Here is a 17,964-nt window from a genome sequence, read left to right as displayed (position 1 = left end):
TTCCAATTTTCAACACTATTATATTTTTAATCGACAATTTAGCATCTTTTAGTGTAACAAAAACGACTTATCTAATACTTATTGAAAGTGTGAAGTTGCACATTGATGTCATGTACTAACTTAAAATTTTAATTACAATGAAATTAATACTCAAAAATTTGAATCCCATCATTTCAATATCCCTGTTTTTTTTATCATTGGGCATTTATGCCCAGGATGCCGTTGGCTCCTGGAAAGGGAATCTTTCCATCCAGGGGACAGAAATGCCATTGATATTCAATGTAACTGAAACAGATGGTAACTATACATCCACAATGGACAGTCCATCGCAAGGGGCAACAGACATCCAAATGGATGAGACTTCTGTCTCAGAAAATGAGTTAACCATTGTTTTCAAACAAGCCGGAATTAAGTATGTAGGAATGATTGAAGGAGAAAAGATGAATGGTGTTTTCTATCAAGGTGAAATGGAACTTCCTTTACTCCTGGAAAAAACGGTTAAAACTATTCCCGGGAACCCTTCGCTCGTAAGTTCCGATGAAGAGTTAGATAAGTTGGCAGCAATGGATATTGGTGATTACAGATATACCGTTGAAGATTATTTTGCAAAACCCAAGGCTTCTACCTTTAGATTTTCGCCAGATGGAAAGTATATGTCTTACCGCGAGAAGGATGACAATGGTAAAAGACACATATATGTAAAAGAAACTGCAACAGGTAAAATAACAAGGGCAATCGAAGAAAAAGAAGAGTTGGTCAGAGGCTATGGCTGGGTTAACAATGAGCGAATGGTCTATTTAATGGATAAGGGAGGTGATGAAAATTATCACGTATATGCTGTCAATCTTGATGGATCCAACCTTAAAGATTTAACACCTTATGATGGGGTAAGAGCACAATTCTCTGATTTATTGAAAGATGATAAGGACCACATTATTGTTCAAATGAATAAAAATAATCCACAGGTATTCGAGCCCTACAAGGTCAATGTGGTTAACGGGGAATTAAAACAACTTTATACCAATGAAGACCCTGCTAATCCCATAGCCGGTTATAATTTTGATAAAGATGGCAATTTAAAGGCATTTACCAAGATTAGGGATGGCGTTGAACAGGATATCTATTATGCATCAGAGGATGGTAAATTCGAGCTTTTCAGAAGCTTAAACTGGAAAGATGCTTTTGGTATTTTACAATTTAATTATGCCACGGATAATCCACATGATGCATATATGATTAGTAATTTGGATAGTGATAAGTCAGAAATTATACTTTATGATCTTCAAGAAGATAAATTAATCAAAAAACTATACAGCAATGATAAATATGATGTTGCTGATATGGCTACTTCCAGAAAGAGAAATTGGGAAATAGACTATTTTCAGTATGAGGGGGAGAAGCAAGTTATTGTTCCTGTAAGTGACTATTACAAAAAATTACATGCCAAAATTGAAAAACAATTCACAGGGAAACAGTACAGCATTGCAGATTTTACAGATGATGAATCCAGTTATTTGATTTTTGTATCCAGTGACAAATTGTACGGAGTGTATTATTCGTATGATGTAAACAAAAATGAATTTAGAGAGCTGTATAATTTAATGCCACAACTTAAAGAAAAGGATATGGCAGAAATGCGACCAATCACGTTCCAAAGCAGGGATGGTATTAGGTTGCATGGTTATATCACACTACCACAAGCAGCATTAAATGGTCAGAAAGTACCTCTGATTGTCAATCCGCATGGAGGCCCTCAAGGCATTCGTGATTCATGGGGTTTCAATCCGGAAGCACAATTATTTGCAAGCAGGGGTTATGCAACGCTTCAGGTAAATTTTAGGATATCTGGTGGATACGGAAAGGAGTTCCTGGAATCTGGATTTAAGCAAATTGGAAGAAAAGCAATGGATGACGTAGAAGATGGTTTGCAGTATGTAATTGATGAGGGATGGGTAGATAAGGATAGAGTTGCTATTTACGGTGGCAGTCATGGTGGTTATGCCGTATTAAGAGGTTTGACCAAAACACCGGATTTATACGCTTGTGGTGTGGATTATGTGGGTGTATCCAACTTATTTACATTTATGAAAACAATTCCTCCATATTGGAAACCTTATCTGAAAATTATTAAAGAAATTTGGTATGATGAGGATGACCCGGAAGAAAAAATCATAATGGAAGAAGTGTCACCCGTTTATCAAATTGACCGTATTAAAAAACCGCTATTTGTAGTTCAGGGAGCCAATGATCCAAGGGTTAATATAGATGAATCAGATCAGATAGTCAGTGCTCTTAGGTCTAAAGGATATGATGTGCCATATATGGTAAAATACGATGAAGGTCATGGTTATGCCAAAGAAGAAAATTCAATACACCTTTATAAAGCTATGATGGGCTTTTATGCAACGCATCTTGGCCAGAAAGAAATTGAACAGCCTCTTAAGGACTAATCAATATTTAACAGATATAATTTAACTTTGATGGAAAAGGAACCAAATGGTTCCTTTTCTTTTTTCCGGCCCCTATCCATTCTGCCTTTTTTCGTTTTTTTGAATTTTTGATGCCTTTCTCTGTGTAAATAATTTAAGGGCCACTGAATTATAAAGAAATTTCAATCTCCAATAATTTTTAAGGAATCAATTTCGTTTACGACATATTAGGATAAGAAAAGTATCTGGCTTGAGACATATTATTTTTATTTTACTCACCTCTGTTTGTGTAAATGCCCAAACAGTTTCTACCGATATATCAAATTCAATGGCTAGCGGGAATTACGAGCATTCCATTGAATTGTTATTACAACAGCCAAACCTGTATTCTAGCGCTATTTTATTGGACAAATTAGGTGAATCTTATGCATATCAGCAAGAATGGGATAAAGCTATCGAGACGTATAAAAGACTTACCTCCCTGGTTAAAGATGATCCAAACTATTTTTTTAAATATGGGGGTGTTTTGGCCAAAAAAGCTCAAAACAGCAATCCTTTTATCGGACTTACCCTTTTGGGACGTATAAAATCCAGTTTTAATAAAACCCTGGATCTCGACCCAAATCATACCGGAGCCCACTGGGCGCTTATTGATCTCTATGTTTCATTGCCGGGAATTGTTGGTGGAAGCTATAGTAAGGCGTACGAATTGGCTGCAGAGCTCAAAAATAGTTCACCTATTGACGGTTATTTTGCTATGGGTTATGTATATGAATATGACGATGAACCGGTCAAGGCTAAATCAAGTTATTTTCAAGCCCTGGCTTTGGTAAGGGAGGATAAGGAATTTAAAAGAAATCAATTGAATTATCAGCTGGGTAAGGTATGCAGTGACTATGGTGTACAGTTAGACAAAGGAATTGAATATATGACCCGATATATAGCTAACTTTTCTATTAAGGATGGTGTGCCTTTAGAGTGGGCTTTTTATCGAATGGCGCTTTTGTACAGGAAAAAAGGAAATAAACAGAAGTCTTTATTTTGGATAAACAAGACACTGCAAGAACGAGCTGATTTTAAAAGGGCACAGGAGGAAAAACAATTAATTCAAGGCTTAAAAGGATAAATTTTTATGCATAAACTAAAAGGTCATTTTCATTAAAGTGATTTTAAGAGCCCCCCATCAATGGGAATATTCGTTCCCGTTATATAAGAAGCTTTATCCGATGCCAGAAAAGAAACCAAGTATCCATATTCCTTAGGATTTCCAATACGTTTCATTGGTACCTGATCTTCCATGGCCTGGCGAACTTTGTCTAATGGGATACCCATTTGTTCCGATTTCTTCTTATTCAAATCTGCGATCCGCTCTGTGTCAAAATATCCTGTTAGAATACTGTTTACCGTAATATTATCTGAAGCTACCTCATTAGCCAGCGATTTTGCCCAGGTTACCACTGCAGCACGAATAGTATTTGAAAGCGCCAAATAACTGAGAGGTTCCTTTACAGAGATTGAAGCCACATTAATAATTCGCCCCCATTTATTTTGCTTCATGTGTTTTATAGCAAGTTGCGTGGTATAAACAATAGATTTAAACAAGAGGTCAAAAGCCATTTGATAGTCAGATACCTCCTTTTCTAATGCGCTGCCGGCAGAAGGCCCTTGCGTGTTATTTACGAGGATGTCCACTTTATGGGTTTCAAAATATTTAGAAATCAATTTTTTATAAGAATCAAAATCAGAAAAATCCACGACCAAATAGTCATGAGGCGGTCCGTCTGCAGGTTTAAGTCGGGCCGTAATTGATTTCAATTGATCTTCACTCCTGGCCATAAGTGTGACGCTTGCACCACTTTCTGCCAGCTGTTCTGCAATTGCTTTACCAATACCCCGACTACTACCACCAACCAGGGCCTTTTTACCTTTTAAATTAATTTGCATAGGAATAACTATTTATATGCCTCCCTTACCGGACTAAAAACATCCATAAGCTTACAAGCCGTAAGTGCTTTGCCGCTGTGAGGAATATTTGGAGGAATAATTGCCAATTCTCCGGATCTGTAAATATTGGAAACTCCTCCAACCTTAAACTCAAATTCTCCTTCCAATACATGCATTATCTGTTCGTTAATATGAGAATGTTCCGGCACCATGGCGCCCTTTTCCACCTCCCAGAAAGCTAGTGTCATGGTCTCGCTATGGATCATTTTACCATGGAACCCTGGTATGAATTCTTTGGTTTTGATGTCTGATAAAGCTACATTCATAGTAAATAAATTATTTTTTTAATAGGTACATATGTTCGTTAAGGACTTCCTCTTCGGGTATATCGCGATTGGGCATATATAAGGCTGAAAGGCTTAACGTATCCTGATGGTCCAGTAATTTATAACCTTCCAGTGATGAATAAAAATCATCAGGAACCGTTTGATATTGAAATCGCTCATTTTTTTCAAGATTACCTTCCACATATTCGATAAGGCTTTTAAAAACCAATTGCTTTTCCAATTGGGGAATAAAAGAAACACTGGCTAAATATTCACCGGGCCCCTGAAGTTTGCTGAAGAGTTTGAATAGCCTTTCCATATCTTCCCTGCCCAAAAAAAAGAGGACACCTTCCAGCAGAATAAAGGATTTTCTACCATTTTTTAGGGCTAAAACCTTTTTGTAAAGTTTATCCTGGGATTTCCGGTTAAAATCAGCTTCCACATAACTGATATTCCTATGGGGTAATTCCCCCGCAATTTCCCATTTGGTTGTCATTTCCTTTTTGTGTGACACCACATCCGGTTTGTCTATTTCAATATAGTGAAGCGAATTTTCTAACAAAAAGGGATACATGCTGAATCCACATCCAAAATTGATGAGAACTTCTATGTTATTGTGAGTAATGAGATTGTTCAGGGTATCATAAAAATAGCGATTGCGTAAGCAGTGCGCATAGGGTTCATAAGAGGAAACAGCAGTGCTGTAGCGATTAGCATGAGCCTCAATACTGCTCCTGGTCCACAGATATGCATACCTGTCTTTGCTTAAAGCTACATCACTCATTCTGAATGATGCGGTAACAAAGGCCGTTTCATGTATGTTTATTTTAGTGCTCAATGTCTGGTACTAAACGATCTTACTAAGATAGCAAGATTATGAGGGAAATATTGATTTGTTAGACACTTTTCAATGCCTATCTTTGGGTCTTACAAAAAGGTAGAATGCAAATTCATTTTATAGCAATAGGGGGGAGCGCCATGCATAATCTGGCTCTTGCTCTGCATCAGAAAGGATATACTATTACAGGTAGTGATGATGTAATATTTGAACCTTCAAAAAGCCGATTGGCAGATCAGGGAATCCTGCCTTCTGAATTTGGGTGGTTTCCCGATAAAATAGTTGCTTCTTTAGATGCCATTATCCTTGGAATGCATGCCAAGCCGGATAATCCTGAATTGGTAAAGGCCCAACAACTTGGACTAAAGATCTACTCGTATCCTGAATTTTTGTATGAACAATCTAAATACAAAACACGGGTAGTTATTGGAGGTAGTCATGGTAAGACAACAATTACCTCTATGATCCTTCATGTAATGAATTATCATGGGAAACCGGTAGATTATATGGTTGGGGCCCAATTAGAAGGTTTTGACCGTATGGTGCATCTTACCGATGAAAATGATTTTATAGTATTAGAGGGAGATGAATACCTTTCCTCTCCAATTGATAGACGTCCAAAGTTTCACCTTTATAAGCCCAATATTGCATTGCTCAGCGGAATAGCATGGGATCATGTTAACGTTTTTCCCACATTTGAGAATTATCTGGAACAATTTAGGATTTTTGTGGATAGTATAGTAAAAGGAGGAAGCATTACTTATAATGAAGAAGATCCAAGTGTAAAGGAAATTGTGGAAGCTTCAACAAATTCAATACGAAAATTTCCCTATGCTACGCCCGGGTTTTTTGTTGAAAAAGGACAAACTTTTTTAGAAACAAATGAGGGCCCTATGCCTTTGGAAATTTTTGGACGGCATAATCTGAGCAATCTGGCCGGCGCCAAGTGGATTTGCCAGAATATGGGCGTGGATGAGGAGGGTTTTTATGAGGCTATTGCTACTTTTAAAGGTGCTTCCAAACGACTGGAAAAGATTGGTGAGAAAGACAAAACAATTATCTACAAGGATTATGCACATTCGCCAAGTAAAGTTGCTGCAACTACAAAGGCGGTAAAGGAACAATACCCGGATCGAAAACTGATTGCCTGTTTGGAATTGCATACCTATAGCAGTCTTAATGCCGAATTTTTGAAGGAATACAGAGGGGCTTTAAAAGAAGCGGATGTGTCTGCGGTATTTTATATTCCTGAATCGGTCAAAATAAAGGGATTAAACGAGATTACGAAAGAACAGATTGAGGAGGCTTTTGATCAAAAGGGCATTCATATTTTCACAAATAGTAGTGATTTCAAAGAGTTTCTTTTTGAGCAGGATATTACCAGCAGTATAATTCTATTTATGAGTTCTGGTAACTATGGCGGTCTTAATTTGAAAGAAGTAGTTGATATGATCGGGACGAATTGACCTTGGGAGGTCTATCAGTTTGGACTACTAAACGCCAAATTGTCTGAGATGGTGATCCAAATGCTTGTATTCCAGTTTACCCCATTGCTCAGGTGTAAAGTCACCAAAAATCGGGTGTGGATTCCAGTTTTTTCTATCTCTTAGGCTATATAGTTCTTTAATTGATTCCCGTAATCTGTTATATTCCGATTCAAATTCCTTTTCTTCCTTAGCTTTGGCAAAAGCTGTTGTAGGTAGATTTTTTCTCCAGGGCTTATCGCTGTACATAGATTTTTTAAAAAACCAACGAAGAATTGGATTTCCCTTTTTAGTATATTTTTTATTCTTTATTGCGTCTTTAACGAAAACCTGGCAATGCCATAGCATTTGTCCCGCACTCATTTTACCCCATAGAGGTTCTGAATCCGGGCTTAATTTGCTGAACCGTTCTTCAACTTCATGAAATGTAGCTTCGTCAAAAATGGATTTCATAAGATCTTGATCAGGATTTTATGATTGAAATTTACAATAATTTTTTTAGTTGATTATCTTTAGGCCATGCAACAAAAAACTACCTCTTTTTCTATAAAGAATTGGTCTGACGATGACAAACCAAGGGAAAAACTGTTGCATAAAGGGCGCTCCGTACTTTCAAATGCCGAACTATTGGCCATATTGATTGGTTCTGGTACAAAAGATGAAACAGCGGTTGCGCTATCTAAAAGAATTTTAGGCACATACAATCATAATTTAAACGAATTAGGTAAGGTGTCCGTGAAACAATTAATGAAGTTTAAAGGTATCGGAGAAGCCAAAGCTGTGGCTATAGCGGCTGCTTTGGAAATAGGTCGGAGGAGGCATAAAGAGGCTAGTTTAACATTGCCACAAATCTCAGGCAGTCAGGCTGTTTTTAATCTGTTACTTCCTATATTGGCAGATCTTCCTCATGAGGAATTCTGGATCATTTATCTGAATAATTCAAATAAGGTCATTCATAAGGCGCAATTAAGCAAGGGCGGAATAACAGGCACCCTGGTTGATGTTCGTTTAGTTATGAAACAAGCCCTGGAACTGGGGGCCGTTGCTCTAATTCTGGTACATAATCACCCTTCAGGGACGCTTAAACCAAGTGAGGCGGATAAAAAGATTACTTACAAACTTAAAAAGGCCTGCGATTCTATGGATATCAGGGTGCTGGACCATGTGATTATTGGTCAAAATGAATATTATAGCTTTGCTGATAATAATTTGATATAATTATGCTATTGATATATACCCATAAGATTACCTCCCGTTTCAGTTATACCATGAGGCAGGTTTTTACCAGGATTTTAGGGATAGATATCATTTTTACGACAAAAGTTGAGGATTTTATCAAACATACAGGACCCAAGATCACTTATAGCAAGCATCCTTTGCAAAACGAGTTTTTTGTAAGGAGTAGTGATCTGTTATTTATCCACGGTATAAGTGATATGGAGATTAATGTTGAAAACTGGGAAGGAACTCCTTGTTTTTTTAGAACTAGCGGTCCCAGCGCTATTCCATATGATATTTTCTCTGCAAGTTTTTATCTGATGACGAGGTATGAAGAGTATTTGCCTTATTTAAAAGATACGCATGGCAGATTTCCACCATCGGAAAGTCTGGCCCTCAAACACAACTTTTTGCGATTACCTGTTATTGATATCTGGGCTTATCAATTTCTGGCTAAGCTTAAGGAGCGTTTTCCTGATATGATACTTAAAGAACGAAAGTTTCAATTTACTTCCATTGTTGATGTAACCTCATCTCACTGTTATGCGCACAGAGGACCAATAAGAAGCATAGCCGGACTGTTATTAGATATAGGTACTTTTAAATTTAAACGTGTCCTGGAAAGGACTTCGGTATGGCTTAATATCAAAAAGGACCCCTATAATAACTTTGCAAAATTGATTGAGATTCAGAAGCAGTATCAATTTAAGAATATGTTCTTTTTCCAGTTCGCTGAATATTCAACTTATGATAAAAATGTATCTCCGGAAAATAACAACTTTAAATACCTCATTAAATCTGTGGCAGATTATAGTATAGTGTCTTTGGCAGCTTCGTATAGTTCGTTTAGGAATATTGAATTGTTAAAAGAAGAGAAGAGAAGGTTGGCCAATGTTATCAACCGGCCCGTTAATTATTCACGAATGAGATATAACAGGGTAGATATTCCCTATACGTACAGAAACCTGGTAGAAGCCGAATTCACCGATGATTATACCATGGGTTATACGCATGAAATGGGATTTAGGGCAGGTACATGCACACCATACTATTTTTATGATATTGCAATGGAAGAACAGCAGTCTATTATAATTCACCCCTTTGCCATTCATGATTATGCCTTGCTCCATGTCGATTCTGAGGATGAAGCACTTGAGAAGATTGGTGTCTACTATGATGAGGTTAAAAAGGTTAATGGCCACTTTGTAACTATTTTCTCTAATGAATTATTAGGTGGTGATCAGGCAATAAATTGGTTAAGTTTATATAGTAAAGTAATTCAGAATTATCATGGATAACCAAAATATTTCGGATATATTTTTTGACCTGGACCATACTTTATGGGATTTTGAAATGAATTCGGCCCTCACATTCCAAAAATTATTTGATGAACTCGAAATTGAAGTGAATCTCTCTAAATTTTTGGAAGTATATGTCCCGGTAAATCTTGCATATTGGAAATTATACCGTGAAGATAAAATCAAGAAACCCGAATTGCGATATCAAAGGCTTAAAACAACATTTGATGCCATACAATACCATATAGGAGATGAAGAAATAAATAATATATCAACGGAGTATATTTTAAAGCTGGCAACGTACAACCACCTATTACCTAATGCAGTTGAAATCCTGGACTATTTAAAACCGAAATATAAACTGCATATCATAACAAACGGTTTTGAAGAAGTGCAGACCCGGAAGCTTGTCAACGCCAATATATTCAATTATTTTGATCAGGTGATTAATTCTGAAATGGCGGGTGTTAAGAAACCAAATCCGGAGATTTTTGAACTTGCTCTTCAAAAAGCCAAAGTAGATGCCAGCAAGTCGCTCATGGTCGGCGACAGCATTGAAGCAGACATATTAGGCGCAAAGGCTGTAGGATTCCACGCGATGCATTTTAATGCACACAATGACCCCAAACATGAGCATTGTATAATGATTCATGATTTACGTGAAATAAAAAACTATTTATAGAGTTATATAGGGGAGAATAATATAGGAGGCAAATACCTATTTAGGTGGTTATATTAAATAATCAGGCAATTTAAAACTGGTATAAGCAATGAAATATATCCCAAAATATCTTTTTACTCTTCTTTTGTATTTGGCAATCGTAAGTTCCTGTGCGGAAAAGCAGGATTTTGATCAGCTGGACAATCTTGATGTTATACCAACTGCAGAAGCCAGTCTTCTCTATATTGAAGCACCCGAGCGCATTATTAATCAGGTAACCGGGACTAATTTTTATTCCCAAACATTCAATTTCGATGCATTTAGCGAGGAATTTTTTGCTGATAATATCTTAGATGGAATTGTTACCTATGAAGTAGAAAATACAACAAGTAAACCTCTGGATATCACTTTTGAATTTTTAGATGACGCAGGAAATTCATTGGATTCTGAAAATTTTATTGTTAATGCAGCACCAACTGCAATAATACAACGGGAAATTGCCTATGGACCCGCCGGAAGAAGTCTCGATATAATTAGAAATACCTCCGCTATCAGGGTAAGTGCCATAAATTTGGGTGACAACACCAGTGTATCTTCCTTACCCAACCCTTCAGTCTATTTAAGGTCCAGCGCTAAATTCAGGCTTCGGTTAAAATGAAAAACCTGCTGATACTTTATATAATGCTCTTTTGGGGGTATATGACTCTCCATGGTCAAAATAAAGAAGTGTTATACGATTTCATTGAAATCCCTCAGGCGTTATTACTCAATCCCGGTATGAATGCTTCTTACAACTGGTATGCAGGCGTACCATTAATATCAGGGATATATGCGCAGGGTGCAACCAGTGGACTAACAGTAAACGATATTTTCGCAGCTGATGGCCTTGATATTAATCAAAAAGTAAGAGATCGTGCACTATATGCCTTAAGCAAGCGTGATGAGGTCAATGGAATATTTCAGATTGATATATTAAATGGAGGTTTCCGAGGAAGAAAAGACCCTTCTAATTTTTATTCATTTGGCATGTATGTTGAAGGTTATGCACAGAATTATTGGCCGGAAGACCTTGCAATTTTGGCCTATGAAGGTAATGCGGACAGATTGGATCAAAGGTTTGATCTCAATGATCTCAATGCCAGTGGACAAGTTATAAATGTATTGCATTTCGGGATTAACAGACAGCTGAAAAACAATCTCACTGTAGGTGCCCGAATCAAACTGTATTCCGGAATTTTAGATATTAATTCAACTGGTAATAAGGGCTATTTTGTAACATCGGAAGGACAGAACAATTTGTTGCGAAGTACTCTGGATGCAGATGTAAGATTTAGATCTTCAGGCCTTGATGCCCTTATAAATGCTAATGATAACGGTGAGTCGTTATCGGGCTTATTTACGAAAAGAGGTTTTTTTGGAGGTGATCCCGGTCTTGGCTTTGATGTGGGAGTTACTTATAACCTCAATGAACAGTTGGTGCTAACGGGAAGCCTTTTGGATATTGGTTTGTTATACCATACTTCAGATGTCTTGAATTATACGCTTAAAGGAAATGCTTCTCTTGAAGGTGTTGAAATCATTTTACCGGATGCCTTAAGTGATCCAAATGCCGATTTCTGGCAGGAGCTGGTAGATGAAATTGAAGAGTTAATACCTTTTGAGGAGAACGATAAAAATTATGTGACTTTAAGGCCAATTAAATTTTACTCCTCCATACGTTATAATTTTGGAAAGCAAGGTGAACCCAAGCAATCTTGTGACTGCGATTACCAAAATGATAGTGACTTTAGAAACCTTTACTATTTAAACAGTGTTGGAGGACAGTTATATGCTATAAACAGGCCGCGGGGACCACAATTTGCATTTACCGCATTTTATCAGAGGCGCTTTGGTGATGTCCTTGCCCTAAAAGCGACCTATACTGTAGATAAATTTACGGCATCAAACATAGGTTTGGGTATGAGCCTCCAGGCAGGACCTGTCAATTTTTATATCATGGCAGACAATATCTTGTCTTACGGTAATATTGCCGACAGCAATTTGGCCTCTTTTCAGTTAGGATTAAATATCATATCTTGGGACGGAAATTGATATTTGATGTACATGAAAAATAAAATTTATTGCCTTCTTATAATATTTGCATTTTCATATAGTTTACAGGCACAGCTCAATAAATATAAATATATAATTGTACCTAAAAACTTTGTAGGTTTTAAATATGAGAACCAGTATAAAACCAGTACCCTGATAAAATACCTTTTTCAGCAAAAAGGATTTGATGTTGTCTATGACGATAATTTACCTCAAGATTTAAATTCAAACAGATGTCTGGGTCTTTTAGTTCAATTAAACCATAAGTCGACCATGTTTGCTACAATCGCTTCGTTGACTTTAAAAGACTGTAACGATAAAGATGTATTTGTTACGGCAGAAGGAAAAAGTAAATCAAAGGACTACACCTTAGGTTACAAAGAGGCCATAAGTTATGCCTTCAATTCCTTTAATAATGTTTCTTATAGCTATAAACCTCCAGCTACCCGGAGCACGGTCAAATCCACACCCGTTGTCCTAAAGGAAGAAGTTAAAGAACCTAAAGCAGTGAAAGCTGCAGAAGAGAAAAAGGATATTGGGCCTCCAAAGATAAATACCAGTGAGTCAAATTCAGAAGTTGTAACTAAAGGTAGTGCAACGGTCGCTGCAGCAGCTGCATCTCAAGTTAGTACGGTTCCGACAATGGGAAGTCCCGAAGTTTGGTATGCCCAGGAAATACCAAATGGGTATCAATTGGTGGATAGTACGCCAAAAATAAGACTAAAGGTTTACAATACTTCATTACCTGATATCTACATAGGTGTAAATGGCGAAATAAAAGGTTTGGTTTATTCTAAAAATTCGAAATGGTATTTTGAATATTACATTGCAGATAAATTGCAAATCGAAGAACTGGCTATTAAATTTTAGTATTTATCCTTCCATCTTTTATCCAGAAATTCTTTAAGAGCCAGCTCTCTTTTATTCTTACCGGGGATATAAAAAGATGTCCCCTTTAATTCGTCAGGTAAAAATTCCAGATCGGTAAAATTACCCTCATAGTCATGGGCGTATTTATAGTCTTCGCCGTAACCTAAGTCTTTCATTAATTTGGTTGGAGCATTCCTCAAATGGAGTGGAACAGATAAATCCCCTGTATCCTGAATTGATGCCCGGGCCTTTTTTATTGCCATATAACTTGCATTACTCTTTGGTGAGGTAGCAAGGTAAATGGTACACTGACTTAGAAGAATCTGAGCTTCCGGATACCCAATACTGCTAACTGCCTGAAAAGTAGAATTAGCAATAACCAAAGCCGTAGGATTTGCTAAACCTATGTCCTCGGATGCCGAGATCAGCAAACGTCTGGCGATAAATTTTACATCTTCCCCTCCTTCTATCATTCTGGCCAGCCAATAGACAGCACCATTGGGATCACTTCCCCGTATCGATTTTATTAAAGCCGATATGATATCGTAATGTTGTTCACCGGTTTTGTCGTATAATACCGTGTTTTTCTGGACCTTATGCATGACCAGCGCATCGGTGATTACAACTTCTTCTTTATCTTCAGATGTGACCACGAGTTCGAATATGTTTAATAATTTTCTGCCATCACCGCCTGAAAGTCTTAATAAAGCTTCTGTTTCCCGCAACTCAATATTTTTCGATTTTATTATCGAATCTTCATTCATTGCTCTTTGCAATAAGGCCTCGAGGTCCTTTTTCCCAAAAGAATGTAATATATAAACCTGGCAACGAGACAAAAGGGCCGGAATTACTTCAAAACTGGGATTTTCTGTGGTGGCCCCAATTAAGGTAACCCAACCTTTCTCCACAGCTCCTAATAAAGAGTCCTGCTGTGATTTACTAAAACGATGGATTTCATCAATAAACAGAATTGGATTTTTGGAAGTGAACAACCCACCACTTTGTTTTGCTTTGTCTATAATTTCCCTTATATCCTTAACCCCGCTGTTTATTGCACTTAGGGTATAAAATGGACGCTGACTTTCATTGGCAATAATATTGGCCAGGGTTGTCTTACCTGTACCGGGCGGACCCCATAGAATCAGGGAAGGAATTACGCCATTCTTTATTTGGGATGTTAGTGATCCATCCGCACCTACTAAATGGTGCTGACTAATGTACTCTGCAAGGGTTTTAGGCCTAACCCGCTCTGCCAGGGGTTCATTCATATGATAAATGTAATAAATACGTTTTAACCTTGTTTGATAACCCAATCAATAGGAAAACGGTTAAAACAACAAAGTTAAATCTGCGGTTCCAATTGATAATAGCCTTTTTTAAATGCTTATCAGAAATTAATTGTATTAAACAATATTATGACAATTTATCATGTTTTGAATGTATGGCCAATAATTTGAAGAAATAAAATGTAATTTGATCTTATGTCGGAGGAGACCTATTTTAAATTTTCGAACAAGGTATTGCTTGTTCCAATGATTTCCATATTAGTAATATGGACTGTTTTTTGGATTGAGATACGGTACCAGGTAAATCTTAATCAATATGGGGTATTTCCGCGCAGACTAAGCGGATTGAGAGGTGTATTTTTCAGTCCTTTTATCCATGGGTCAATTGAACATCTCTACAATAATACAATACCGATAGCCGTCTTAACGGCTTCCCTTGTTTATTTCTACAGAAAAAGCGCTTTTAAGGTATTATTCTGGGGGGTACTTATTTCGGGTTTGTTAACCTGGATCATTGGCAGGCCGTCCTATCATATCGGAGCCAGTGGGGTCATCTATGTCTTAGCCAGCTTCATATTTTTCAAAGGTATCTTCACCAAGTACTACAGGCTGGTGGCACTTTCAATGATGGTTGTATTCATTTATGGAAGTTTATTGTGGTTTATATTTCCAATTGAGGAGGCTATTTCCTGGGAGGGACACTTGTCGGGCTTTATAACTGGTTTATTTCTAGCGCTGATTCTAAAGGCCAGGGTTCCAGAACCTAAAAAATACATATGGGAATCAGAGCATTATAATGAAGAAGAGGATCCGTTTTTAAGGCATTTTGATGAAGAGGGTAATTTTATTGAAAACATGGATGAACCGGAAGCCTCAGAAAACGCAGAAGTCAAAATAACGTATCATTTTATAAAGGATAAAACAAAAGACTCTAAAAATTAGGTTATAGAGATCTTTGTCTTACTACTTCATATAAAAAAACACCACAGGCGACAGATACATTCAGAGATGCTATTTCACCTAAAAGGGGAAGCTTTGCTTTGTGATCAACAGCTTTAAGAATTGAAGGGGATATCCCGGAATCTTCTGAGCCCATAATAATTGCACAAGGGGTTTTAAAATCTAAATCGTAAATACTGTTTTCTGTTTTTTCTGTAGCTGCAGTCACTTGTATGCCGGAAGCCTGTAAGTAGAAAACGGCGTCTTTCAGATGGTCTATTTTAGCAATTGGCACCTTAAAAGCGGCACCTGCAGAGGTTTTAATAGTGTCTTCAGTCACAGGAGCAGCTCCCTTTTTTTGAATGATTATTCCATCAACACCGGTACATTCTGCGGTTCGTATTATCGCCCCAAAATTTCTGACGTCAGACAATTGATCCAAAAGAAGAAACAATGGATGTTCTTTACTTTTAATTACCTCCTCTACTAAGCTTTCAAAGTTGTGGAATTCGATGGGTGAAATATTTGCAATAACCCCCTGATGGTTGTTTTTAGTAAGTCTGTTGAGTTTTTCCACAGGGACATAGGAGAAACTAATTCCATTTTCCCGGATAAGGGATTCTAATTCTTTATAAAGACTTCCACCCAGGCCCTTTTGAATGAATATCTTATCTATTGTATTTTTAGAATTAATAGCTTCAATTACGGCTCTTATGCCATAAATTCGGGAAGTTTTTTGCATGCCTTAAAGGTAAATAAAAAACCATCCTTAAATTCAAGGATGGTTTTAATTATAAAAGTTAAATCTTATTAATTATTCATGTATTGAAATAATTTTATAAGGTCATCCTCTTTTTTAAGATTAATTTTTTCCTTGTTTACAAATGCCATCATTTTATCGCTTTCATCAGGAAATTGTTTTTTAAGATCCTTCTTTTTGTTACCCAATTTTTCGATCTTATCTTCATTGATTACATAAAACTCTTCAACTTTAGTAAACTTGGCCTTTATATCGCTAGACATTGGCGTTTCAGCTTTTTTAGGAGCGGTAAATTTAGCTCTTACCAATTTATTTAATTGATAATTTCCATCAACAACTTCAACCAGGAACTTTCGTTCATAGGTATTGGTGTCAATGGTCAGGGTTTGAACAGTTATCTTGGTATTATCCTCCAGCTTAACAACAATACCTTCTATTTTCTTTACAGATTCAATTGGGGCATAGGGATCTTTTTTAAATTCCACATCATCCCGAAAGATATTGTAGCGAAATAAATAGTCCCCGTAGTTCTTTTCATTTAAAAATAATGATCCTCGGACAAATTCCTCTGTTAGGTAGGGGCTACCTATTACTTCGCGCATATCATAGATAATTTCTTTATCTTCCATGAGTTTGTCCTCAATAATATCAAAAATCTGTGAGGTACTTTCAAAGTTGTGATTTCCTTTATAAACCGCTTGTGCAGAAGTGGTCCCGAAGCTTATTAAAAAGCCGATCAGCACAATAAGTGAGATGCCATTTTCTACATGTTTCATAATCCTGTTTTTTCTAAAATTAGTACTTTTCATTTAGTTATACAAAATTTAAAAGAAGACCAAAAGAAAAGCCGCTTGGTTACAAGCGGCTTTTCAATACTATTATTACAGAACTTATTCGTTACACAAATTCAGTGCAAGAACTCCTGCTGCTGCTCCCTGCGGAGAGTCATATATAATCTCTCCACTATTTGGACCCGTTATAGTAAACGATATTTCTCCGTATGTATCTCCTGGGAAGAACCATTCTGCTGAAGTAATTCCAGCCGGGATGGTTACAACATCAGAGGCCTGCGACGGTCCATCAACACAAGCAAATGCTGATGCCTCATAAATGGTGCACATACCAACTTCAAGAACGTCTCCTGAACTCAAGGTGATCGTGATTGGATCTCCTCCTGATGCAGTAGTTGTCTGCCAACCATCACCAAAGGTATCTACCATAGCCACGACATAGTCTCCTGCCGGAATAATAGGAGGCAAGCAAACTACTGTTGATGAAAATCTATGGTCTGCAGATTGGTTATCAAAGTTAGCACTAACGTCAGAAAATGTTCCCTTAGGAGTAGTCAATGCAAGGCGGAAGTTAAAACTATCTCCACCTTCCAATTGAGCTGGAACAAGTCCCAGGCTACTCAAAACCTGATCACCCGCAACACTAAAGGACACCTCAGGATAACCTCCACTGGAAGTGTCAAAGTCTGCAGTACCTGCAGATGAATATAACACTTCATCTACATTTAAGTTTGCTCCTGAGAAGCTTACAAATAATTCTACCAGGTTAACATCTGAACCCAGTGCAGGTGCAGGTGTTGTTAGTGTATAGGTTTTAGAGAAAGATGAACTTGACGCATCATCCCTGTTAATATCCGTTGAACCTTCAGATGCTATCTGCGAAGCAAATGCGCCACCGGAAACCACTAAGGTCTCAAAGTCAACCGGCAATTTCTCGGTTTGAGTCGAACAAGAGAATACGAGCATTCCCAGAGCGACTATATATACTATTGATTTTAAAAAGTTACTTTTCATTGCTGTATCTTTTTT

The 17,964-nt window shown here is 37.2% G+C and carries 18 protein-coding genes; 10 read left to right on the top strand and 8 right to left on the bottom strand.

Features of this window, described 5'->3' with window-relative positions; translation table 11 throughout:
- Positions 1–137 precede the first annotated feature (137 nt).
- Together Q0X77_RS02785 and Q0X77_RS02780 are read left to right on the top strand one after the other, a co-directional pair.
- Positions 138–2,450, top strand: coding sequence for a S9 family peptidase (locus Q0X77_RS02785; RefSeq protein ID WP_297792687.1), 2,313 nt, complete (start codon positions 138–140; stop codon positions 2,448–2,450).
- A gap of 229 nt (positions 2,451–2,679) precedes the next feature.
- Positions 2,680–3,555 carry a tetratricopeptide repeat protein gene (locus Q0X77_RS02780; protein WP_297792684.1) on the top strand — a complete coding sequence of 292 codons (876 nt, stop codon included), beginning with the start codon at positions 2,680–2,682 and terminating at the stop codon, positions 3,553–3,555.
- A 32-nt stretch (positions 3,556–3,587) separates the two neighbouring features.
- On the opposite strand, the gene Q0X77_RS02775 is transcribed toward Q0X77_RS02780, so the two are convergent.
- Genes Q0X77_RS02775 through Q0X77_RS02765 form a run of 3 tightly spaced genes read right to left on the bottom strand, consistent with a single transcriptional unit; the run spans position 3,588 to position 5,537 of the window.
- A complete protein-coding gene (locus Q0X77_RS02775) occupies positions 3,588–4,373 on the bottom strand; it encodes an SDR family oxidoreductase (RefSeq protein ID WP_297792681.1) in 786 nt (261 codons plus the stop codon).
- 8 nt (positions 4,374–4,381) lie between these two features.
- Entirely contained in the window at positions 4,382–4,699 is a 318-nt protein-coding gene (locus Q0X77_RS02770) for a cupin domain-containing protein (protein WP_297792678.1), read from the bottom strand.
- Positions 4,700–4,709: 10 nt separating this feature from the next.
- On the bottom strand, positions 4,710–5,537 hold the full coding sequence (locus Q0X77_RS02765) for a class I SAM-dependent methyltransferase (RefSeq protein WP_297792675.1): 828 nt from the start codon (positions 5,535–5,537) through the stop codon (positions 4,710–4,712).
- 104 nt (positions 5,538–5,641) lie between these two features.
- On the opposite strand from Q0X77_RS02765, the gene Q0X77_RS02760 reads away from it, so the two are divergent.
- Complete coding sequence (locus Q0X77_RS02760; RefSeq protein WP_297792657.1) at positions 5,642–7,003, top strand: Mur ligase family protein; 1,362 nt, start codon at positions 5,642–5,644, stop codon at positions 7,001–7,003.
- 27 nt (positions 7,004–7,030) lie between these two features.
- Here Q0X77_RS02760 and Q0X77_RS02755 read toward each other — a convergent pair whose 3' ends face one another.
- Positions 7,031–7,474, bottom strand: a complete 444-nt coding sequence (locus Q0X77_RS02755) for a DUF1569 domain-containing protein (protein ID WP_297792656.1) — start codon at positions 7,472–7,474, stop codon at positions 7,031–7,033.
- A gap of 66 nt (positions 7,475–7,540) precedes the next feature.
- Here Q0X77_RS02755 and radC point away from each other — a divergent pair, with 66 nt between their 5' ends.
- The 6 genes from radC to Q0X77_RS02725 all read left to right on the top strand — a co-directional run bounded on the left by radC (position 7,541) and on the right by Q0X77_RS02725 (position 13,159).
- Positions 7,541–8,239 carry a DNA repair protein RadC gene (gene radC / locus Q0X77_RS02750; RefSeq protein ID WP_297792655.1) on the top strand — a complete coding sequence of 233 codons (699 nt, stop codon included), beginning with the start codon at positions 7,541–7,543 and terminating at the stop codon, positions 8,237–8,239.
- A 2-nt stretch (positions 8,240–8,241) separates the two neighbouring features.
- Positions 8,242–9,537 carry a polysaccharide deacetylase family protein gene (locus tag Q0X77_RS02745; RefSeq protein ID WP_297792654.1) on the top strand — a complete coding sequence of 432 codons (1,296 nt, stop codon included), beginning with the start codon at positions 8,242–8,244 and terminating at the stop codon, positions 9,535–9,537.
- Positions 9,530–10,219: a YjjG family noncanonical pyrimidine nucleotidase gene (locus tag Q0X77_RS02740; protein ID WP_297792653.1), complete on the top strand. Its 690-nt coding sequence runs from the start codon at positions 9,530–9,532 to the stop codon at positions 10,217–10,219. The genes Q0X77_RS02745 and Q0X77_RS02740 overlap by 8 nt, the downstream gene beginning before the upstream one ends.
- Before the next feature lie 88 nt (positions 10,220–10,307).
- Positions 10,308–10,856, top strand: coding sequence for a hypothetical protein (locus Q0X77_RS02735; RefSeq protein ID WP_297792651.1), 549 nt, complete (start codon positions 10,308–10,310; stop codon positions 10,854–10,856).
- Complete coding sequence (locus Q0X77_RS02730; protein WP_297792650.1) at positions 10,853–12,289, top strand: DUF5723 family protein; 1,437 nt, start codon at positions 10,853–10,855, stop codon at positions 12,287–12,289. The genes Q0X77_RS02735 and Q0X77_RS02730 overlap by 4 nt, the downstream gene beginning before the upstream one ends.
- A gap of 12 nt (positions 12,290–12,301) precedes the next feature.
- Complete coding sequence (locus Q0X77_RS02725; RefSeq protein WP_297792648.1) at positions 12,302–13,159, top strand: hypothetical protein; 858 nt, start codon at positions 12,302–12,304, stop codon at positions 13,157–13,159.
- Here Q0X77_RS02725 and Q0X77_RS02720 read toward each other — a convergent pair.
- Positions 13,156–14,427, bottom strand: coding sequence for a replication-associated recombination protein A (locus tag Q0X77_RS02720; protein WP_297792646.1), 1,272 nt, complete (start codon positions 14,425–14,427; stop codon positions 13,156–13,158). The genes Q0X77_RS02725 and Q0X77_RS02720 overlap by 4 nt on opposite strands.
- 213 nt (positions 14,428–14,640) lie before the next feature.
- Between Q0X77_RS02720 and Q0X77_RS02715 the strand changes: the two genes are divergently transcribed.
- Complete coding sequence (locus tag Q0X77_RS02715) at positions 14,641–15,387, top strand: rhomboid family intramembrane serine protease (protein ID WP_297792644.1); 747 nt, start codon at positions 14,641–14,643, stop codon at positions 15,385–15,387.
- A 1-nt stretch (position 15,388) separates the two neighbouring features.
- Here Q0X77_RS02715 and rlmB read toward each other — a convergent pair whose 3' ends face one another.
- The 3 genes from rlmB to Q0X77_RS02700 all read right to left on the bottom strand — a co-directional run bounded on the left by rlmB (position 15,389) and on the right by Q0X77_RS02700 (position 17,949).
- On the bottom strand, positions 15,389–16,126 hold the full coding sequence (rlmB, locus tag Q0X77_RS02710) for a 23S rRNA (guanosine(2251)-2'-O)-methyltransferase RlmB (RefSeq protein WP_297792642.1): 738 nt from the start codon (positions 16,124–16,126) through the stop codon (positions 15,389–15,391).
- 68 nt (positions 16,127–16,194) lie between these two features.
- Positions 16,195–16,920 (bottom strand): hypothetical protein, encoded by a 726-nt coding sequence (locus Q0X77_RS02705; protein WP_297792640.1) that lies wholly within the window; start codon positions 16,918–16,920, stop codon positions 16,195–16,197.
- Between the two features lie 114 nt (positions 16,921–17,034).
- Entirely contained in the window at positions 17,035–17,949 is a 915-nt protein-coding gene (locus Q0X77_RS02700) for a hypothetical protein (protein WP_297792638.1), read from the bottom strand.
- Positions 17,950–17,964 lie beyond the last annotated feature (15 nt).

Source organism: uncultured Eudoraea sp., assembly GCF_947258925.1.
In the GTDB taxonomy this organism is placed as follows: domain Bacteria; phylum Bacteroidota; class Bacteroidia; order Flavobacteriales; family Flavobacteriaceae; genus Eudoraea.
The sequence above is the reverse complement of the archived record's forward strand: the minus strand, read 5'-3'. Positions and strand labels throughout refer to the sequence as shown.